The organism is Pseudomonas sp. FFPRI_1, assembly GCF_055384485.1.
Window position 1 is genome coordinate 5,787,133 of sequence record NZ_AP029168.1, and the last position, 18,792, is coordinate 5,805,924.

General features: G+C 63.8%; 16 protein-coding genes. 7 read left to right on the top strand and 9 right to left on the bottom strand.

From position 1 onward, the window contains the following. Positions 1-9: 9 nt before the first annotated feature. Positions 10-525, bottom strand: coding sequence for a DUF2059 domain-containing protein (locus ACZ5BO_RS25620; RefSeq protein ID WP_025127110.1), 516 nt, complete (start codon positions 523-525; stop codon positions 10-12). A gap of 193 nt (positions 526-718) precedes the next feature. Between ACZ5BO_RS25620 and ACZ5BO_RS25625 the strand changes: the two genes are divergently transcribed. Further along, complete coding sequence (locus ACZ5BO_RS25625; protein ID WP_025127109.1) at positions 719-2,113, top strand: class II fumarate hydratase; 1,395 nt, start codon at positions 719-721, stop codon at positions 2,111-2,113. Positions 2,114-2,188: 75 nt separating this feature from the next. Here the strand turns inward: ACZ5BO_RS25625 and ACZ5BO_RS25630 are convergent, their stop codons facing one another. From ACZ5BO_RS25630 to pap, 3 genes are all read right to left on the bottom strand, one after another. Then, positions 2,189-3,148, bottom strand: a complete 960-nt coding sequence (locus ACZ5BO_RS25630) for a DMT family transporter (protein ID WP_464696903.1) — start codon at positions 3,146-3,148, stop codon at positions 2,189-2,191. A gap of 159 nt (positions 3,149-3,307) precedes the next feature. After that, the gene (locus ACZ5BO_RS25635) at positions 3,308-4,492 is read right to left on the bottom strand and encodes a thiolase family protein (RefSeq protein WP_464696904.1); all 1,185 of its coding nucleotides are present in this window, start codon (positions 4,490-4,492) and stop codon (positions 3,308-3,310) included. Positions 4,493-4,594: 102 nt separating this feature from the next. Beyond that, positions 4,595-6,109: a polyphosphate:AMP phosphotransferase gene (gene pap / locus ACZ5BO_RS25640; RefSeq protein WP_025127106.1), complete on the bottom strand. Its 1,515-nt coding sequence runs from the start codon at positions 6,107-6,109 to the stop codon at positions 4,595-4,597. A gap of 148 nt (positions 6,110-6,257) precedes the next feature. Between pap and mnmC the strand changes: the two genes are divergently transcribed. The 5 genes from mnmC (at position 6,258) to ACZ5BO_RS25665 (ending at position 13,580) form a co-directional block, all read left to right on the top strand. Next, positions 6,258-8,234, top strand: a complete 1,977-nt coding sequence (gene mnmC / locus ACZ5BO_RS25645) for a bifunctional tRNA (5-methylaminomethyl-2-thiouridine)(34)-methyltransferase MnmC2/FAD-dependent 5-carboxymethylaminomethyl-2-thiouridine(34) oxidoreductase MnmC1 (protein WP_464696905.1) — start codon at positions 6,258-6,260, stop codon at positions 8,232-8,234. A gap of 204 nt (positions 8,235-8,438) precedes the next feature. Further along, positions 8,439-10,211, top strand: a complete 1,773-nt coding sequence (locus tag ACZ5BO_RS25650; protein WP_464696906.1) for an N-acetylglutaminylglutamine amidotransferase — start codon at positions 8,439-8,441, stop codon at positions 10,209-10,211. Between the two features lie 3 nt (positions 10,212-10,214). Further along, complete coding sequence (ngg, locus tag ACZ5BO_RS25655; RefSeq protein WP_025127103.1) at positions 10,215-11,960, top strand: N-acetylglutaminylglutamine synthetase; 1,746 nt, start codon at positions 10,215-10,217, stop codon at positions 11,958-11,960. A gap of 121 nt (positions 11,961-12,081) precedes the next feature. After that, a complete protein-coding gene (locus ACZ5BO_RS25660; protein ID WP_025127102.1) occupies positions 12,082-13,266 on the top strand; it encodes an osmoprotectant NAGGN system M42 family peptidase in 1,185 nt (394 codons plus the stop codon). Between the two features lie 86 nt (positions 13,267-13,352). After that, complete coding sequence (locus ACZ5BO_RS25665; protein WP_025127101.1) at positions 13,353-13,580, top strand: YheU family protein; 228 nt, start codon at positions 13,353-13,355, stop codon at positions 13,578-13,580. A gap of 36 nt (positions 13,581-13,616) precedes the next feature. Here the strand turns inward: ACZ5BO_RS25665 and ACZ5BO_RS25670 are convergent, their stop codons facing one another. Together ACZ5BO_RS25670 and ACZ5BO_RS25675 are read right to left on the bottom strand one after the other, a co-directional pair. Beyond that, on the bottom strand, positions 13,617-13,949 hold the full coding sequence (locus ACZ5BO_RS25670; protein WP_464696907.1) for a YnfA family protein: 333 nt from the start codon (positions 13,947-13,949) through the stop codon (positions 13,617-13,619). 64 nt (positions 13,950-14,013) lie between these two features. Beyond that, positions 14,014-14,829: an SDR family oxidoreductase gene (locus ACZ5BO_RS25675; protein WP_464696908.1), complete on the bottom strand. Its 816-nt coding sequence runs from the start codon at positions 14,827-14,829 to the stop codon at positions 14,014-14,016. Positions 14,830-15,136: 307 nt separating this feature from the next. On the opposite strand from ACZ5BO_RS25675, the gene ACZ5BO_RS25680 reads away from it, so the two are divergent. After that, complete coding sequence (locus tag ACZ5BO_RS25680) at positions 15,137-15,289, top strand: DUF3309 family protein (RefSeq protein WP_003226960.1); 153 nt, start codon at positions 15,137-15,139, stop codon at positions 15,287-15,289. A gap of 118 nt (positions 15,290-15,407) precedes the next feature. On the opposite strand, the gene ACZ5BO_RS25685 is transcribed toward ACZ5BO_RS25680, so the two are convergent. From ACZ5BO_RS25685 to ACZ5BO_RS25695, 3 genes are all read right to left on the bottom strand, one after another. Beyond that, entirely contained in the window at positions 15,408-17,495 is a 2,088-nt protein-coding gene (locus ACZ5BO_RS25685) for an LTA synthase family protein (RefSeq protein WP_025127098.1), read from the bottom strand. 468 nt (positions 17,496-17,963) lie between these two features. Continuing rightward, entirely contained in the window at positions 17,964-18,155 is a 192-nt protein-coding gene (locus ACZ5BO_RS25690; protein WP_025127097.1) for a PLDc N-terminal domain-containing protein, read from the bottom strand. A gap of 79 nt (positions 18,156-18,234) precedes the next feature. Next, positions 18,235-18,765, bottom strand: coding sequence for a hypothetical protein (locus ACZ5BO_RS25695; protein WP_464696909.1), 531 nt, complete (start codon positions 18,763-18,765; stop codon positions 18,235-18,237). Positions 18,766-18,792: the final 27 nt, after the last annotated feature.

Here is an 18,792-nt window from a genome sequence, read left to right on the forward strand (position 1 = left end):
AGGCTCCGCTTACTTCTTCTTCGCAGGTGCTGCTTTAGGCTCGAGCTCGGCGGTCATGTCGGCCAGCAGCTTGTTCACCACAGGCACTGCACTTTCCAGCTTGCCCTGGGTCATCTGCGCCGATTGCTGGGTCAGCTGGGGCATTTTCTCCAGGACTTTCTTGCCCAGTGGCGACTGGTAGAAGGCGACCAGGTCCTTGAGCTCGGACTCGCTGAAATTGCTGGTGTAGAGCTTGACCATGTCCGGTTTCAGCTTGTTCCAGCCAATGGCCTGGTCCAGGGCGGCGTTGGCCTTGGCCTGGTAGGTTTCCAGCAGGGCACGCTTGGATTCCGGGGCCTTGGTCTGCTCGAAACGCTGGGCGAACATTTGCTGCACTTGCATGTACACCGGAGTACCGAGCTTGTCCGCATGGGCCAGGGTCAGGAAGGCCTCGGCACTGGCGTTGTGGCTGGCGGTATCGGCAAGAACCTGGCCGCTGGCACACACCAGAACAACCGCGGTACAGATGGCACGAAAACGGGTCATCGAGTTTCCTTTATCTAGCAGGCGAGGTAGAACCCCAAGGGCGCCCATTCTGCGCCTATTAATCCGCGTCCCTCAACCCCACCCCCGGACACCTCGCGGTTTTGCCCGCCCCCCCGGGGAAATATCCCCTTCAGGGAACCCCTGCCCCGGATCACGGCCTAAACTGGCCAGTCAGACTTGGAGGATTGCCACGATGAATCGAATCGAAACCGACAGCCTGGGCCAGGTTGAAGTCCCGGAAGAAGCCTATTGGGGTGCACAGACCCAACGCTCGCTGGTCAACTTCGCCATCGGCAACGAGCGCATGCCCCTGTCGGTGCTGCACGCCCTGGCACTGATCAAGAAAGCCGCCGCCCGGGTCAACGACCGTAATGGCGATGTGCCCGCCGATATCGCCCGGCTGATCGAACAAGCCGCCGATGAAGTCCTGGCAGGCGAACATGACGATCAGTTTCCCCTGGTGGTGTGGCAAACCGGCAGCGGCACCCAGAGCAACATGAACGTCAACGAAGTGCTTGCCGGGCGCGCCAATGAACTGGCGGGCAACCCCCGGGGCGGCAAGACCCCGGTGCACCCCAACGACCACGTCAACCGCTCGCAGAGCTCCAATGACTGTTTCCCCACCGCCATGCACATTGCTGCGGCCCAGGCCGTGCAATTCCAGCTGTTGCCGGCCATCACCGAACTGTCCGGCGGACTGGCGGAGCTGGCGGCTCGGCACATGAAGCTGGTGAAGACCGGGCGCACCCACATGATGGACGCCACCCCCATCACCTTCGGCCAGGAGGTCTCGGCCTTCATCACTCAGCTGGCGTACGCCGAGCGGGCCATTCGCAGCGCCTTGCCAGCGGTGTGTGAACTGGCCCAGGGCGGGACCGCGGTGGGGACCGGGCTGAACTCGCCCCACGGCTTCGGCGAGGCAATCGCCGCCGAACTGGCCGCCCTTTCCGGCCTGCCGTTCGTCACCGCGCCGAACAAGTTCGCCGCCCTGGCCGGTCATGAGCCCCTGACCACCCTGTCTGGTGCCCTGAAGACCCTCGCGGTGAGCCTGATGAAAATCGCCAACGACCTGCGCCTGCTGGGCTCGGGCCCAAGGGCCGGGCTGGCGGAGGTGCGCCTGCCGGCCAACGAACCTGGCAGTTCGATCATGCCCGGCAAGGTCAACCCGACCCAATGCGAAGCCTTGTCGATGCTTGCCTGCCAGGTCATGGGCAACGACGTGACCATAGGTTTCGCCGCCAGCCAGGGCCACCTGCAGTTGAACGTGTACAAGCCGGTGATCATTCACAACCTGCTGCAATCGATCCGCCTGTTGGCTGATGGCTGCAGCAACTTCCAGCAGCATTGCATTGCCGGACTGGAACCTGACCCGGTGCAGATGGCCGAGCACCTGGAGCGAGGCCTGATGCTGGTGACCGCGCTCAACACCCATATCGGCTACGACAAGGCCGCCGAGATCGCCAAGAAGGCCTACGCCGAGAACCTGACCCTGCGCGAGGCCGCGCTGGAATTGGGCTACCTGACCGACGAGCAGTTCGATGCCTGGGTCCGCCCGGAGAACATGCTGGAGGCCGGAAAGCAGAGTTGAGGCGACCGTGTCTCGCCGGCAGCCATTGCCTGCACAGTGACAGCGCTTGTGCAGGAGCCGGTTTGCCAGTGCCTCTCAACCCACCGCAATACGCTGGCGCCGGGCCTTGAGCCCGGCCATCAGCGAGGGCCCCAACGCGGTCAGCGCCGAGCCCAGCACCACCAGCAACGCCCCGCCATAGCCCAGGCCATTGATCTCTTCAGCCTGCACATATTCCGGCCACGCCCAGGCTGCCCAAGCCACCGCGGCAAAGGTCACCAGCGGCGTGATCGCCAGGGTCGCACTGACCCGCGACGCCTCCCAATGGGCCAGGGCCTCGGCAAAGGCGCCATAGGCAACCAGGGTATTGAGGCAGCAGGCGAGCAACAGCCAACCCTGCAATGGGCTCAACTGCAACGCTTCCATCGGATGCACCCAAGGAGTCAGCAGCAGTGCGCAGGACAGGTAGATCACCATCATCACCTGCAAGGAATTCCATGCGCTCAACAGCTGCTTCTGACCCAGGGCATAAAAGGTCCAGACCGCCGATGCGGCCAGGATGGTCAAGACTCCGGCGGTGTAGTCACTGAGGGATGTCAGCAGTTCGGTCAGGCGCTGATTGAAGAACAGCCCGAAGCCGATCAACAGCACCAGCAGCCCAAGCCCCTGCCCCAGGCTAAAGCGCTCCTTGAACACGAACACACTGGCGACCAGCAGCAGGATCGGCCCCATCTGCACCACCAGTTGCGCAGTGCCAGGGCTCAGCAGGTTAAGGCCCATCAGGTACAGCACATAGTTGCCCACCAGCCCGCAGACTGCGATCGGCACCAGCCAGATGCCTTTGGGGCCGAGCAGGCGCCAGCGGGGCAAGCGCCCCACTGCCGTCAGGTAGAGCAACAGGCAGCCGCCGGACACCATCAGGCGAAACCAGGTCACGGTGACCGGGTCCATCACCAGCAGTACTTGCTTGAGCTTGATCGGCAGGATGCCCCACAGCAACGCGGTCAGTAAGGCGAGAAACAGGCCATAAACCCAGCGACCGGATGAAACGTGCATGCGAACCCCACAATGCTTGACCTGCGAGGTGCGCATTCTATGCCTGCCGTCGGGGCCGACACAGGGACAGTTGGTGACAAAGCGCAATCAGGATTGTGCAGGTCGCAAACACCACCGCCGGTCCCGCGCAGGAACCGGCCATGGCGCCTGCCGATCAACCTAGCGCACGGCCTCGAACAACCCCGTCGCCCCCATGCCGCCGCCCACGCACATGGTGACGATGCCGTAGCGCAGATTGCGCCGTTGCAACTCACGCACCAGGTGCCCCACCTGGCGCGAACCGGTCATGCCGAACGGGTGGCCGATGGAGATCGAACCACCGTTGACGTTGTACCTGGCGTTGTCGATTTCCAGGCGATCGCGGGCATACAGGCACTGGGAAGCAAAAGCCTCGTTGAGCTCCCACAGGTCGATATCAGCGACGCGCAGGCCCTTGGCCTTGAGCAGCTTGGGCACCGAGAACACCGGGCCGATGCCCATCTCGTCAGGCTCGCAGCCGGCCACGGTAAAACCGCGGAAAAAAGCCTTGGGCTTGAGCCCCAGGGCCAGTGCCCGCTCCAGGCTCATCACCAGGGTCATGGAGGCGCCATCGGACAGCTGTGAAGAGTTGCCCGCCGTGACCGAACCGTCGTCGGCGAACACCGGCTTGAGGGCCGCGAGGTTCTCCAGGGTGGTGTCGGGGCGGTTGCAGTCATCACGATCCACCACGCCATCGAGTATCTGCACCTGCCCGGTGTTCTTGTCCTCGACCTTGTACTTGACCGTCATCGGCACGATTTCGTCATTGAACAGGCCGGCCGCCTGGGCCTGGGCAGTGCGTTGCTGGCTCTGCAGGGAATAGCGGTCCTGGGCCTCGCGACTGACGTTGTAACGGCGCGCCACCACCTCGGCGGTCTGGCCCATGGGAAAGTAGATGCCCGGCACCTGCTCCTTGAGCAACGGGTTGATCAGGTGGTCGGTATTGACGCTCTTCATGGTCAGGCTGATGGACTCGACGCCACCGGCAACGATGATGTCGCTGCAGCCGGAGGCAATCTGGTTGGCGGCGATGGCGATCGCCTGCAGCCCTGACGAACAGAAGCGGTTGAGGGTCATGCCCGCGGTCCCGGTGCCCAGTTGCGAGAGCACCGCCACGTTGCGACCGATATTGAAGCCCTGGGCGCCCTCATTGGAGCCGGCGCCGACGATGCAGTCCTCGACACTGGCCGGGTCGATGCCGTTGCGGCTCAGCAGCGCATTGACGCAGTGAGCGGCCATGTCATCCGGACGGGTCTGGTTGAACTTGCCGCGAAAGGACTTGGCCAGGCCAGTCCGTACGCTGTCGACGATCACCACTTCACGCATGACGCACCTCGTTGTTGTTGTCGGCTGGAAGAGCATCGAGCATAGATGCCTCCGCTCCCCGGCCGCGACAATCATTCACTGGGCGTATGCGCGACCATCGACCTACTTCTTGGCTTTCTTGTCGTGCTTGTCGGATCGCTCGAACGCGGCCTCCAGGGCCCGGTTGATGGTACGCAGGACCTTGACCCGGGCCCAGCGCTTGTCATTGGCCTCCACCAGGGTCCAGGGCGCCACTTCGGTGCTGGTGCGATCCACCATGTCGCCGACCGCGGCGCGGTAGTCGTCCCACTTGTCGCGGTTGCGCCAGTCGTCCTCGGTGATCTTGAAGCGCTTGAAGGGAATTTCCTCCCGAGCCTGGAAACGCTCCAGCTGCGTGTCCTTGTCGATGGCCAGCCAGAACTTCACCACGATCACCCGGGCATCGGCCAACTGCTCCTCGAAATCGTTGATCTCGCTGTAGGCTCGCAGCCAGTCGGCGGGGCTGCAGAACCCCTCGATCCGCTCCACCAGCACCCGCCCGTACCAGGAGCGATCGAAGATGGTGAACTTGCCGCGGGCCGGGATATGCCGCCAGAACCGCCAGAGATAAGGCTGCGCGCGCTCTTCTTCAGTGGGCGCGGCAATTGGCACGATGCTGTACTGGCGCGGGTCCAGCGCGGCCGCGACCCGGCGAATGGCACCGCCTTTGCCCGCCGCATCGTTGCCTTCGAAGACCGCCACCAGGGCATGCTTGCGCATGCGCTTGTCCCGCAGCAGGCCGGCCAGGCGCGCCTGCTCGGTGATCAACTGCTCCTCATAGTCGTCCTTGTCCAGGTGCTGGGTCATGTCCAGGCTGTCCAGCAGGCTGAGTTGGTCCACGGCCGTCGGCAGCGGCGCGGCGCTGACCTGGGCAGGCTTCAAGGGCTGGCGGTTGAGCGCGCTCTGCAAGCCTTCCAGCAGGATCCGCCCCACGGTGAGGCTGCGGTAATGCGGATCGACCCCTTCGATCACGTGCCAGGGGGCATAGTCACGGCTGGTCCGGCGCAGCACCCGCTCGCCGTATTTGACGAACTTGTCGTAGGTTTCCGATTGCTGCCAGTCCAGCGGGCTGATGCGCCAGCTGTGCAGGGGGTCGTCCTGCAAGGCCTTGAGCCGGGCCTTCATCTGTTTCTTGGACAGGTGAAACCAGAACTTGAAGATCAGCGCGCCTTCATCGCAAAGCATCTTCTCCAGGCGCTCGGCGCCATTGATCGCCTGGTCCAGCCGCGGGTCCTTGATCTCGCCATGTACTCGGCTCTGCAGCATCTGGCTGTACCAGTTGCCGAAGAACACCCCCATGCGGCCCTTGGCCGGGAGCATCCGCCAGTAGCGCCAGGCCGGTGGCCGCGACAGTTCTTCATCGGTCTGCTGGTCGAAGGTGCGCACCTCGATCAGCCGTGGGTCCATCCATTCGTTGAGCAGCTTGACCGTCTCGCCCTTGCCTGCGCCCTCGATCCCGTTGATCAGCACGATCACCGGAAAGCTGGCCTTCTGGCGCAGCTCGAACTGGGCTTCGAGCAAGGCCTCGCGCAGCGCCGGCACCTCGGCATCGTAGGTTTCTTTGTCGATGGCGTGACCGATTTCAGCGGATTCGAACATGGGTGGCTCCCTTCCAAGAATTTTCCAAGACTAGCGGATCGACCTCGGCCAGGGAAAACAAATCCCCGAACCTGCGGCGCCTTGCCATGGATCAAGCGCTGGCGGCGCGATCGGCTAGAATGGCCGCCTTGCGCAACAAGAGCCGAACATGACCCCTGAACTGCCCCACGCCCAGCTCGACTGGGACGACCAAGGACGCCCGCGCTCGCGGGTCTTCGATGACGTGTACTTCTCCAGCGAATCGGGCCTGGATGAAACCCGTCACGTGTTCATCGAACAGAACCGCCTGCGCGAACGCTTTGCCGCCCTGGGCGCCGGCGAACGCTTTGTCATCGGTGAAACCGGCTTCGGCACCGGGCTGAACTTTCTCTGCGCCTGGCAGTTGTTCCAGCAGCAGGCTGCGGCCGGCGCCCGGCTGCATTTCGTCAGTGTGGAAAAGTACCCCTTGAGCCCCGCCGACCTGCAACGGGCCCTGGCCCTGTGGCCGGAACTGGCGAGCCTCAGCGCACCGCTGCTGGCGCAATACGTGGCAGTGCACGACGGCTTCCAGCGCATCGTGCTGGAAGGCGGGCGGGTGACCCTGACCCTGCTGATCGGCGATGCCCTGGAGCAACTGCCGCAACTGGACGCCCAGGTCGATGCCTGGTTTCTCGACGGGTTTGCCCCGGCCAAGAACCCCGACATGTGGACCGCGGAGCTGTTCGCCGAACTGGCGCGCCTTGCCGCGCCGGGCTCCACCCTCAGCACCTTCACCAGCACTGGCTGGGTGCGCCGGCTGCTGAACGCTGCCGGCTTCAAGATGAAGCGCACCCCGGGCATCGGCCATAAATGGGAAGTGCTGCGGGGCGAATTCCTCGGTTGGCCGGAGGACGCGCCGGTGCCGGCCAGGGCCAAACCCTGGTTCGCCCGCCCCGCGGCCCGAGAGAAAACCGCCCTGGTGATCGGCGGCGGGCTGGCCGGGTGTGCCAGTGCCGCCAGCCTGGCCGCCCGCGGCTGGCAGGTGCAGTTGCTGGAGCGTCATGCAGAGCTGGCCCAGGAAGCCTCGGGCAATCCCCAGGGCGTGCTCTACCTCAAGCTCTCGGCCCACGGCACCGCGCTGTCGCAGATGATCCTCAGTGGCTTCGGCTACACCCGGCGCCAGCTGGAGCACCTGCAGCGCGGCCTGGATTGGGATGGCTGCGGCGTGCTGCAACTGGCCTTCAATGCCAAGGAAGCCGAGCGCCAGGCGCAACTGGCCGCGGCCTTTCCCGCCGACCTGCTGCACCTGCTGGATCAGCCCCAAGCCCAGGCTCGCGCCGGTATCGGCCTGGAGCACGGCGGCCTGTTCTACCCCGAAGGTGGCTGGGTGCATCCACCGGCCCTGTGCCAATGGCAGGCCGGCCACCCGCGAATTCGGGTCCTGGCGCACCAGGAAGTCCTGGATCTGCGCCAGGTCGATGAGCAATGGCAGGCCTGGGACGGCGAACGGATGCTGGCCAGCGCGGCGGTGGTGATCCTCGCCGGTGCGGCCGAGATCAAACGCTTCCCGGCCAGCGCCGATTTGCCCCTCAAACGCATTCGCGGGCAGATCACCCGCCTGCCGCAGACCGCGCAAAGCCAGAGCCTGGCCACCGTGGTCTGCGCTGAAGGTTATGTCGCCCCGCCGCGACTGGGGGAACACACCCTGGGCGCCAGTTTCGACTTCAAGAGCCAGGACCTGACGCCCACCAGCACCGAGCACGCCGGCAACCTGGAGATGCTGCGGGAAATCTCCAGCGACCTGCTGCACCGCCTGAACGCCGAGCAACTGCCCCTGGACAGCCTGCAAGGTCGTGCGGCCTTTCGCTGCACCAGCCCGGACTACCTGCCCATCGTCGGCCCCCTGGCGGACCCGGCCACCTTCGCCGACACCTACGCCGCCCTGGGCAAGGACGCGCGCCAGGTGCCGGACCTGCCCTGCCCCTGGCTCGATGGCCTGTACATCAACAGTGGCCATGGTTCCCGCGGGCTGATCACCGCGCCGTTGTCCGGAGAGCTGCTGGCCGCCTGGCTGGAAAACGAACCCCTGCCACTGCCCCGAAGCGTGGCCGAGGCCTGCCATCCGAACCGTTTTGCCCTGCGTCGTTTGATTCGCGGCAAGGCTTGAAGCAGAGCGGCGGCGCCGACTTTTCAGCGCCGCCCATGGCAGTTGGCCAGTTACCCTGACTCCATCCAACTGTCCGGCCCCGCTGCACTACTTATAACCGATCGATCTAAAACTCCGGAGTTATGCACAGGTCAGTTTCCAGGTAGCCGCCCTTTTGGCGGCTACGGATTGACCCCTCCCCAACGGAAAAACCGGTAAGGACTTATGTGCGGACTAGCTGGCGAATTACGCTTTGATCATCAACCTGCCGACCTGGCAGCGGTTGAACGAATCACCCACCACCTGGCCCCTCGCGGCCCCGACGCCTGGGGCTTTCACAGCCAGGGCCCGATTGCCCTCGGCCATCGACGGCTAAAAATCATGGACCTGTCGGACGGCTCGGCGCAGCCCATGGTCGACAGCCAGCTGGGCCTGTCCCTGGCCTTCAATGGCGCGATCTACAACTTCCCCGAACTGCGCGCCGAACTGGAAGCCAAGGGTTATGCCTTCTATTCCGGCGGCGACACCGAAGTGCTGCTCAAGGGCTACCACGCCTGGGGCGCCGACCTGCTGCCCAAGCTCAACGGCATGTTCGCCTTCGCCATCTGGGAACGGGACGCCCAGCGCCTGTTCATCGCTCGCGACCGCCTCGGGGTCAAGCCCCTGTACCTGTCGCGCACCGGCCAGCGCCTGCGCTTCGCCTCGGCCCTGCCGGCCCTGCTCAAGGGCGGCGACATCAACCCGCTGCTCGATCCGGTAGCGCTCAACCACTACCTGAACTTCCATGCCGTGGTGCCAGCGCCGCGGACCCTGCTGGCAGGCATCGAAAAACTGCCGCCGGCCACCTGGATGCGCATCGAGGCCGATGGCCGCACCGAACAGCAGACCTGGTGGACCCTGCCCTACGGCCCTCGCGCCGATGAAGCCAACCTGACCCTGGAAGACTGGCGCGACCGGGTGCTCGATAGCACTCGCGAAGCAGTAGCCATTCGCCAACGAGCGGCGGTGGATGTCGGCGTGCTGCTGTCCGGCGGTGTCGACTCCAGCCTGCTGGTGGGCCTGCTGCGGGAGGTCGGGGTGGACAACCTGTCGACCTTCTCCATCGGCTTCCAGGATGCCGGTGGCGAACGCGGTGACGAATTCCAGTACTCGGACCTGATCGCCAAGCACTACCACACCCAGCACCATCAGTTGCGCATCGATGAGCGCGAGATCATCGAACAGCTGCCGGCGGCCTTTCGCGCCATGAGCGAGCCGATGGTCAGCCACGACTGCATCGCCTTCTACCTGCTGTCCCGGGAAGTGGCCAAGCACTGCAAGGTGGTGCAAAGCGGCCAGGGCGCCGACGAACTCTTTGCCGGCTACCACTGGTACCCGCAGGTGGACGGCGCCAGCGACCCTTACGCCGCCTACCGCGCGGCCTTCTTCGACCGCAGCTACGACGATTACGCGGCCACCGTGCAACCGCAATGGCTGACCGCCAACGATGCCGCCGGGGACTTTGTCCGCGAGCATTTCGCCCAGCCCGGCGCCGACGCGCCTGTGGATAAGGCCCTGCGCCTGGACAGCACGGTGATGCTGGTGGATGACCCGGTCAAGCGTGTGGATAACATGACCATGGCCTGGGGCCTGGAGGCGCGCACGCCGTTCCTCGACTACCGCCTGGTGGAACTCTCGGCCCGGGTGCCGGCGCGCTTCAAGTTACCCGACGGCGGCAAGCAGGTGCTCAAGGAAGCCGCGCGGCTGGTGATCCCCAGCGAAGTGATCGACCGCAAGAAAGGCTACTTCCCGGTGCCGGGCCTCAAGCACTTGCAGGGCGCTACCCTGGACTGGGTCCGCGAACTGCTGCTGGACCCGAGCCAGGATCGCGGCCTGTTCAACCCGGCCATGCTCGACCGCCTGCTGACCGATCCCCAGGGCCAGCTCACGCCTCTGCGCGGTTCCAAGCTGTGGCAACTGGCAGCCTTGAACCTGTGGCTCAGCGAACAAGGAATCTGACCGATGAAAGCTCATGCCACGGCTTACAGCCAACGCCTGCTGCGCGGCCAGGCACCCTCCTATGAACGCCTGCAGGCGCGCTTCGCCGAGGACGGCAGCGAGCCCGGCGGCGAACCGATCGCCGTGCATTGCGGTTGGGGCCGGCTGCTGATCGGCCATACCTTTCCCAGCCCCACTCGCCTTGCCGAGGAGTTGCTCAACGAATGCCCCGGCGAGCGTGATATCGCCCTGTACGTGGCGGCGCCACAACAGGTACTGGGCCTGGAGCCGGCGCAGTTGTTCCTCGACCCTTCCGACACCCTGCGCCTGTGGTTCAGCGACTATCGCCAAGCCACCCGGGTGTTTCGCGGCTTTCGCATCCGCCGGGCCCAGAGCGAGGCCGACTGGCAGGCCATCAATGCCCTGTACCAGGCCCGCGCAATGCTGCCGATCGACCCGCAGCGCCTGACTCCTCGCCACCAGGGTGGGCCGGTGTACTGGCTGGCCGAAGACGAGGACAGCGGCGCGGTGATCGGCAGCGTCATGGGCCTCAACCACCACAAGGCCTATCAGGACCCGGAACATGGCAGCAGCCTGTGGTGCCTGGCCGTGGACCCGGATTGCAGCCGCCCAGGAGTGGGCGAGGTGCTGGTGCGCCACTTGATCGAGCACTTCATGAGCCGTGGCCTGAGCTATCTCGACCTGTCGGTGCTGCATGACAACCGCCAGGCCAAGAACCTCTACGCCAAGCTTGGTTTTCGCACCCTGTCGACCTTCGCCATCAAGCGCAAGAACGGGATCAACCAGCCGCTGTTCCTTGGCCCCGGGCCCCAGGCCGAATTCAACCCCTACGCCCGGATCATTGTCGAGGAAGCCCATCGCCGGGGCATCGACGTGCAGGTGGACGACGCCGACGCCGGCCTGTTCACCCTCAGCCATGGTGGCCGCCGGGTGCGTTGCCGGGAATCCCTGAGCGACCTGACCAGCGCCATCAGCATGAGCCTGTGCCAGGACAAGAGCCTGACCCACAAGGTGCTCAAGAATGCCGGGCTGAACCTGCCGGCCCAGCAACGGGCGGGCAATGCCGACGACAACCTGGAATTTCTCGACGAACACCAGCAGGTGGTGGTCAAGCCCCTGGACGGTGAACAGGGCCAGGGGGTGGCCGTGGACCTGCGCAGCATCGAAGAAGTGCAGCAGGCGATCGACAATGCCCGTCGCTTCGACAGCCGGGTGCTGCTGGAGAGCTTCCATGAGGGCCTGGACCTGCGCATCCTGGTGATCGGCTTCGAGGTGGTGGCGGCGGCCATCCGCCGTCCCGCCGAAATCATCGGCGACGGCCAGCACTCCATCGGCGCCTTGATCGAGGCCCGCAGTCGCCGGCGCCAGGCGGCCACCGGCGGCGAAAGCAAGATCCCCCTGGACCAGGAGACCCAGCGCACCCTGCACGCTGCCGGCTACGACTACAACACCGTGCTGCCGCCCGGCCAGCGGCTGTTCGTGCGGCGTACCGCCAACCTGCACACCGGCGGCACCCTGGAGGACGTCACCGGCATTCTCCATCCGACCCTGGCCGACGCCGCCATCCGCGCAGCCCGGGCCCTGGACATTCCCATGGTCGGCCTGGACCTGATGGTCCCTGCGGCCGACCAGCCCGAGTACGTGTTCATCGAAGCCAACGAGCGCGCCGGGCTGGCCAACCACGAACCACAACCCACTGCCGAACGCTTTGTCGACCTGCTGTTTCCCCACAGCCAACCGGCGCCGTGAGCCTTCGCCGGCAAGCCGGCTCCTACCGTCTTGTAGGAGCTGGCTTGCCAGCGAAAGCCCTCTTCAGGCCCCTCACTCTTTCATCGAAACCATCGATGGCCGTTTCTCATCAGGAGTTTCCATGACCCGCAAGATTCCCGAACCGGACCTCGCCTACCTGCAGAAGGTCCTCCTGGAAATGCTCGCCATTCCCAGCCCCACCGGCTTCACCGACACCATAGTGCGCTACGTTGCCGAGCGTCTTGAGGAGCTGGGCATTCCCTTTGAACTGACCCGTCGCGGCACCATCCGCGCCACCCTCAAGGGCCAGAAGAACAGCCCGGACCGGGCCGTCTCGGCGCACCTGGACACCATCGGTGCCAGCGTGCGCGCGGTGAAGGACAACGGCCGCCTGACCCTGGCCCCGGTGGGTTGCTGGTCCAGCCGCTTTGCCGAGGGCAGCCGGGTCAGCCTGTTCACCGACAACGGCGTATTGCGCGGCAGCGTGCTGCCGCTGATGGCCTCCGGGCACGCCTTCAACACCGCGGTGGACGAACTGCCCATCAGCTGGGACCACATCGAACTGCGCCTGGACGCCTACTGCACCACCCGTGCCGACTGCGAATCCCTGGGAGTTGGGGTGGGCGACTTCGTCGCCTTCGATCCACTCCCCGAATTCACCGAGAGCGGCCACATCAGCGCCCGGCACCTGGATGACAAGGCCGGGGTCGCGGCCCTGCTGGCAGCCCTCAAGGCGATTGTCGACAGTGACGCCCCCCTGATGATCGACTGCCACCCTCTGTTCACCATCACCGAAGAGACCGGCAGCGGCGCGGCGGCGGCCCTGCCCTGGGACGTCAGCGAATTTGTCGGCATCGACATCGCGCCGGTCGCCCCGGGCCAGCACTCCAGCGAACACGCGGTCAGCGTAGCCATGCAGGACTCCGCCGGCCCCTACGACTACCACCTGTCCCGGCATCTGCTGCGCCTGGCCGGCGAGCACGAGCTGCCGGTACGCCGCGACCTGTTCCGCTATTACTTCAGCGACGCCCACTCCGCGGTAACCGCCGGCCATGACATCCGCACCGCGCTGCTGGCCTTCGGCTGCGATGCCACCCACGGCTACGAGCGCACCCATATCGATAGCCTCGCGGCCCTCAGTCGCCTGTTGGGGGCCTACATACTCAGCCCACCGGTATTCGCCAGCGACGCGCAACCGGCCCAAGGCTCCCTGGACAGTTTCAGCCATCAACTCGAACATGACGCGCAGATGGAAAGCGACACCCGGGTACCCTCGGTGGACAGCCTGGTGGGCCAGAAATCCTGAACATCGACCCGGGGCTTTGTGCACGCCGCGGCTGGCGGCACAGCCCCGGGCACAGTAGCATCCGGGATTGTTTGCCGGAGGCCCCCATGCTGATTCCCCACGACCAACTTGAAGTCGACACCCTGACTCGCCTGATCGAAGACTTCGTCACCCGCGAAGGCACCGACAACGGCGACGAAACACCGCTGGAAACCCGAGTCCTGCGGGTGCGTCAAGCCCTGAGCAAGGGCCAGGCGGTGATCGTCTTCGATCCCGACAGCGAACAGTGCCAGCTGATGCTCAAGCACGACGTGCCCAAGGAACTGTTCGACTGATCCTGCCACCCGGCCCGGGTCACCAGGCCGGGGTACTCAGCTGTTGGCGAAGTGCGGGCCAAACAGGATCACACTGGCGCCGATCACGCACAGCCCCAGTCCCAGCCAGTCCGAACCCAGCGGACGGACCCGCTCGACCACGGCCAGCCAGCCAATCGAGGCAATGATGTAGATGCCGCCATAGGCCGCGTAGGCGCGCCCGGCGTAAGTCGCCTCGACCTTGGTCAACAGCAGTGCGAACAGGGTCAGGCTGATCAACGCGGGAAGGATCCACAGGGCGCTCTTGCCCTGGCGCAACCACATCCAGAAGGCGTAGCAGCCAAATATCTCGAACAGCGCGGCGAGGAAAAACCACAGGTAGTTGAGCATGCAAGGTCTCGTCAGGATTGCCAGTTGCCGGCAATCCTGACGAGGCAGCCGCCCCGGGGCAAGCTCAATTGGCGCTTTGCTTGGCCTTGGCGCGCATCTTATCGGCCATCAGGGTCATTTCGTTGTACAGCGCCTGGGGGTTCTGCTGCTTGAGGGCCCAGGCCATGCGCCCCTGCTCATGGGGCAGGATCATGAACTGGCCGGCATTGACCTGGGTATGGATATAGTCGGCAATGTCGGCGGCACTGATCGGCGAGCTTTCCAGCAACTTGCCCACCTGGGCCTTCATGGCCGGGGTCGGCCCACGGAAAGAGTCCAGCAGGTTGGTCTGGAAGAACGACGGGCAAACCACATGCACGCCGATTTCCTGCTGCGCCAGCTCGATCAGCAAGCTCTCGGACAACGCCACCACCCCGGCCTTGGCCACGTTGTAGTTGCTCATCGCCGGGCCCTGCATCAACGCCGCCATGGAGGCGATGTTGATGATCTTGCCCTTGCTCTGTTCCAGCAGCGGCAGGAAGGCCTTGCAGCCCTTGACCACTCCCATCAGGTTGATCGCGATCTGCCAGTCCCAATCTTCCAGGGACAGCTCGCTGAAGAACCCGCCCGAGGCCACCCCGGCGTTGTTGACGATGATGTCGACGCCACCGAACTGGGTCTCACAGGCCTGGGCAAAAGCCGTCAGCTGGCTGTAGTCGCGCACATCGCAACGCTGCACGAAACCCTCGCCACCTGCTGCGCGTACCTGTTTCAGGGTTTCCTGCAGCCCCGCCTCACTGACATCGGACAAGGCCAGCCGCCAGCCTTCACGGGCCCAGCGCAGAGCGATTTCGCGACCCAGGCCGGAGCCGGCACCAGTGATCATCATGCGATTTTGCATAGGAGAGTTGCCTTGTTGTTCCGGGGAAGATGAGCCGCAGTGTAGCGAAGGCCCCCGCAGCACCCACGCACCATCAGGGTGCTGAATGCCCGAGGCAAACCCCTGGCCCGGTCACCCTCTACAGGGTATTGGAGCAGCCACTTCCCCGCGGCAAACGAAATAAGCCCGGAAGCGGAAAACTTTAAAAAAACTTGGAATTTTCCCTCGCGCCGTCGAGTCGGAATCATTAAGCGGTTCGTTCTTCCCATAAAACGAACCAGTCCTTGAACAACGGCGTTGTTCAACCTATTCCAACAAGGAAACAGCCATGGGCACTATTCTGATCATCATCCTGATTCTGCTGCTGATTGGCGGCCTGCCAGTCTTTCCTCACTCCAGAAGCTGGGGCTACGGACCCTCAGGGATTATTGGCGTGGTCTTGGTCGTGCTGCTGGTATTGCTGTTGCTCGGCAGGATCTAGACCGTCCCGCGCTGTGTTCCAACAGAAACAAAAACACCCCTCATGGAGGGGTGTTCTGTTGTAGTGCGAATCATCGCTCCCGCCAGCCCGTTGAACAGGGCTGGAGGGAAGGCCGGAATCAATCCGGCTTGCCGTTGACCACGCCGGCGGTGTTATCGATCAGGCTCTTGGTGGCGGTCTGCAGGAAGGCTTCCAGCTTCTGCTTGAGCTCGGCCTCATCGGCAGCCTCGGGAATCAGCTCACCACCCGGTGTCGCGCCCAGTTCGTACTTGTACAACCTGGCCGGCATCTCCTTGGGCAATACCAACACCCGGTCGGCCGTCAACAGCGCCACGGTCTGATCGCTGCCCGAAGGCTTGATCACGCCGAAACCCTTGTCGCCTTCCGGCAGGTTGAGCAGGTCGCGGCCCCAGCACTGGTGCAGCACATCGCCGCCGAGACGGCCCATGATGGTCGGCACGATGTCGATCTGAGTGCCCACGGTGTGATCACGCTGGCCGAATTTTTCCTGGATGCCCGGCCCGATCAGCAGCAGCGGCACGTTGAAACGCCCCAGGTCCATTTCGGTGATTTGCTGTTCATTGCCGAAACCATGGTCACCAACCACGACAAACAGCGTCTCCTTGAAATACGGCTCCTTGCGTGCCTTCTCGAAGAACTGGCCCAGGGCCCAGTCGGAGTAGCGCATGGCCGTCAAGTGTTCATTGAGGCTGCCGCGATCGGTCACCTTGTCCACCGGCAATGGCGTCGGCAGGGCATACGGCGTGTGGTTGGACAGGGTCTGCAGCAGAGCATAGAACGGCTCTTTGCCTTCCCGCGCCTTCAACTCTTCCAGCCCGCGGTTGAACATGTCCTGGTCGGACACGCCCCAGGTCGGGTCGGAGAACACCGGATTGACGAAGTCATTGCGGCCGATGAAGTTGGTCATGCCCTGGTTGCTGAAGAACCCAGACTGGTTGTCCCAGGCGAAATCGCCGTTATAGACATACACGTCGTCATATTTGCGAGCACTGAGCAACTGCGGCAGGCCGGACAGCTTGTGGCTGCCTTCCGGGGTCTGCATCAGGTATTCGAAGCCCGGCAGGTTGGGGAAGCAGGCCATGGTGGCAAACATGCCCTGGTGGGTATGGGTGCCATTGGAGAAGAAACGGTCGAACAACAGGCCTTCCTTCGACAGCTTGTCGAAGTACGGTGTGACATTGCCCGGACGCTCCAGGGCGCCGACCGAATGCCCGGCGAAGCTCTCCATCAGGATCACCACGACGTTCTTGATCGGCAGGGTCTTGTCCGCATCCGGCGTGTAGTTGCGACGCACTGCTGCAATGTCCGCATCCACCAGTTTGTCGCTGGGCACCAGCAGCATGTCGCGTACGGTCTGCTGCGCCAGGGGCTGGGGCAAGGTCGCCTTCCAGATATTGGTGCGATCTTCGGACAGGCGATCCTTGGCAGCCGCGATCAATTGCAGGGTGCCATTGAGGCCCAACTGGTTGGCGAAGTTCGATTCGGTGGTGTAGACGTCACCCCAACGCATCGGCGGGCCCTGACGCAGGGTGCCGCGAGCGGCCACTACGCAGATCAGCAGGCAGACCACGAATACCGCGATGCGCGCATACCAGGGAGCAATCTGCCGGGTCCCGACGTTGCCACCGCTGAACGGGCCACGGGGCCGGGTCGCACGATCGGCGCCCTTGAACGCCAGGCTGAGGATCCAGGTGCCCACGGCCCAGGCCAGCAGGTAGCGGACCACCGGGAAACCGTACCAGAGCATGCTCATCACGGTTTTCGGGTCTTCCTTTACATACTGGAAGACCAGGCCGTTGAGGCGCTGGTGGAACTCGCGGTAGAAGTCCATTTCCATCAGGCCAAGGAACAGCGCAATGCTGGACGTCACCGTCAGCCAGAAGCGCAGCAGCCCGCGAGCCGCCATGGCCCGGGCGCTGAACAGCGCCAGCAACAGGGGTACGCTGAGATAGACCACCAGCCGCAGGTCAAACCGCAGCCCGTTGGCAAATGCCTCGAGGAAGGTCGAGGCCGGGGTGTCGAGGATCATCTCGCGGTTGTAGATCAGCAGCGCGACGCGCAACAGGGAGAGCATCACCATCATGACCAGCGCGCATAGCAGCGTGTAGGCCAGATGGGATTTAACGGTCGGTTGCAGCAGGCGATTCGAGGATCGCTGCTGACTCAGGGCATCCGAGTTTGCCATGTCGTTTTAGGACCCATTGGAAGTTTAAGTTGCAAAGATACAGCTGCGTTCTGCCCTCTTGTTGCCACCAGGGCGGCTGGGGAATACGCGGTGCGCAAATGTTGCACGATCACTGGAGGCATTGCCATTGATTAGTAGGTTGTGTTGTCAAACCCACCACCGACGGCTCTGGACCAAGAGATTGCAGGGATTTACACCGAGGAGAAAAGCGCCGGCGAATTGTCTTAGAGACTTTGTGAAAATTTCGTTCAACGCATGTTTAGTCACACAAAAAAGGACCTTGAGGTCCTCGTTCATGATGCGTGGGTCAATCACTGCCCGGCGGGATATTCACCCGACACCGGAGTGAACCCTGAGCCGCCTGGCGCCTGCCCGGCTCCAAACCCGGGCAGTACCGGGCAGTACCGGGCAATGCGCCCCGATCACTACTGGCCAGAACTGCTCAGGCGAGCTTCGCCCCCAGAGCGTTCAGAGCCGCACATTGCCGCGAGGGCCGGCGATGGCCCAGATGATCAGCCCCAGTACAGGCAGGAAGATGATCAGCAGCACCCAGAGGATCTTCATCCCGGTTTCGGCGCCGCTTTTCAGCACATTGATGATGGCCCAGATATCCAGGGCAAGAATGATCAGGCCAACCAGGCCATTGAAAGTGGAACCCATGATGTCGCTCCCAAATGATGGCGTGCCTCTTTAGGATAGTCGCGCTGCACCAGGGTTCCGCTTTATTGCAACGCAAGCCTCAGACATGCACCGCGATCTTCAGCGCCTCCAGCGCCGGTGCTGCGGCAATGCCGACTTCGGCACACAGCTCCAGCACCCGTGGTACATCGTTGCCATAGACCAGCACCATCTGCAGTTCGTCATCGAGCAACTGGCTGAAATTCATCAGCACATAACCGCCGTTTTCCGGGTTCATGCTGCCCATCTGGATCTGGATGCGATTGAGCGCGGTCAGAGCCTCGATCTTGGCCAACTGCTTGGGCTTGAAGTTGAAGGCTACATCCTTGCCAAAGGAGGCAACGATCTGCGCAAACAGGTCGACGTAGGTGTCGGCCTGAAACAGCACGGTCTCCGGCAGGCTGCCAACCACCACCCACTCCCCCAGGGCAATGGGGAAGCTGTCGTCGTAGTTGATGTCCGGATTGGCCGCGAGGAATGCCTGGGGATCGGCATAGGCCTGGGATGCCTCATCGGCGATCTGCTGGATCTCGGCTTCGCCCATGCACCCGGAGCTGATTTTGCTGATGAGTTCGATAAGGGCGTTTTTCATGGGCGCATCCTGAAGGCGAGGAAATTT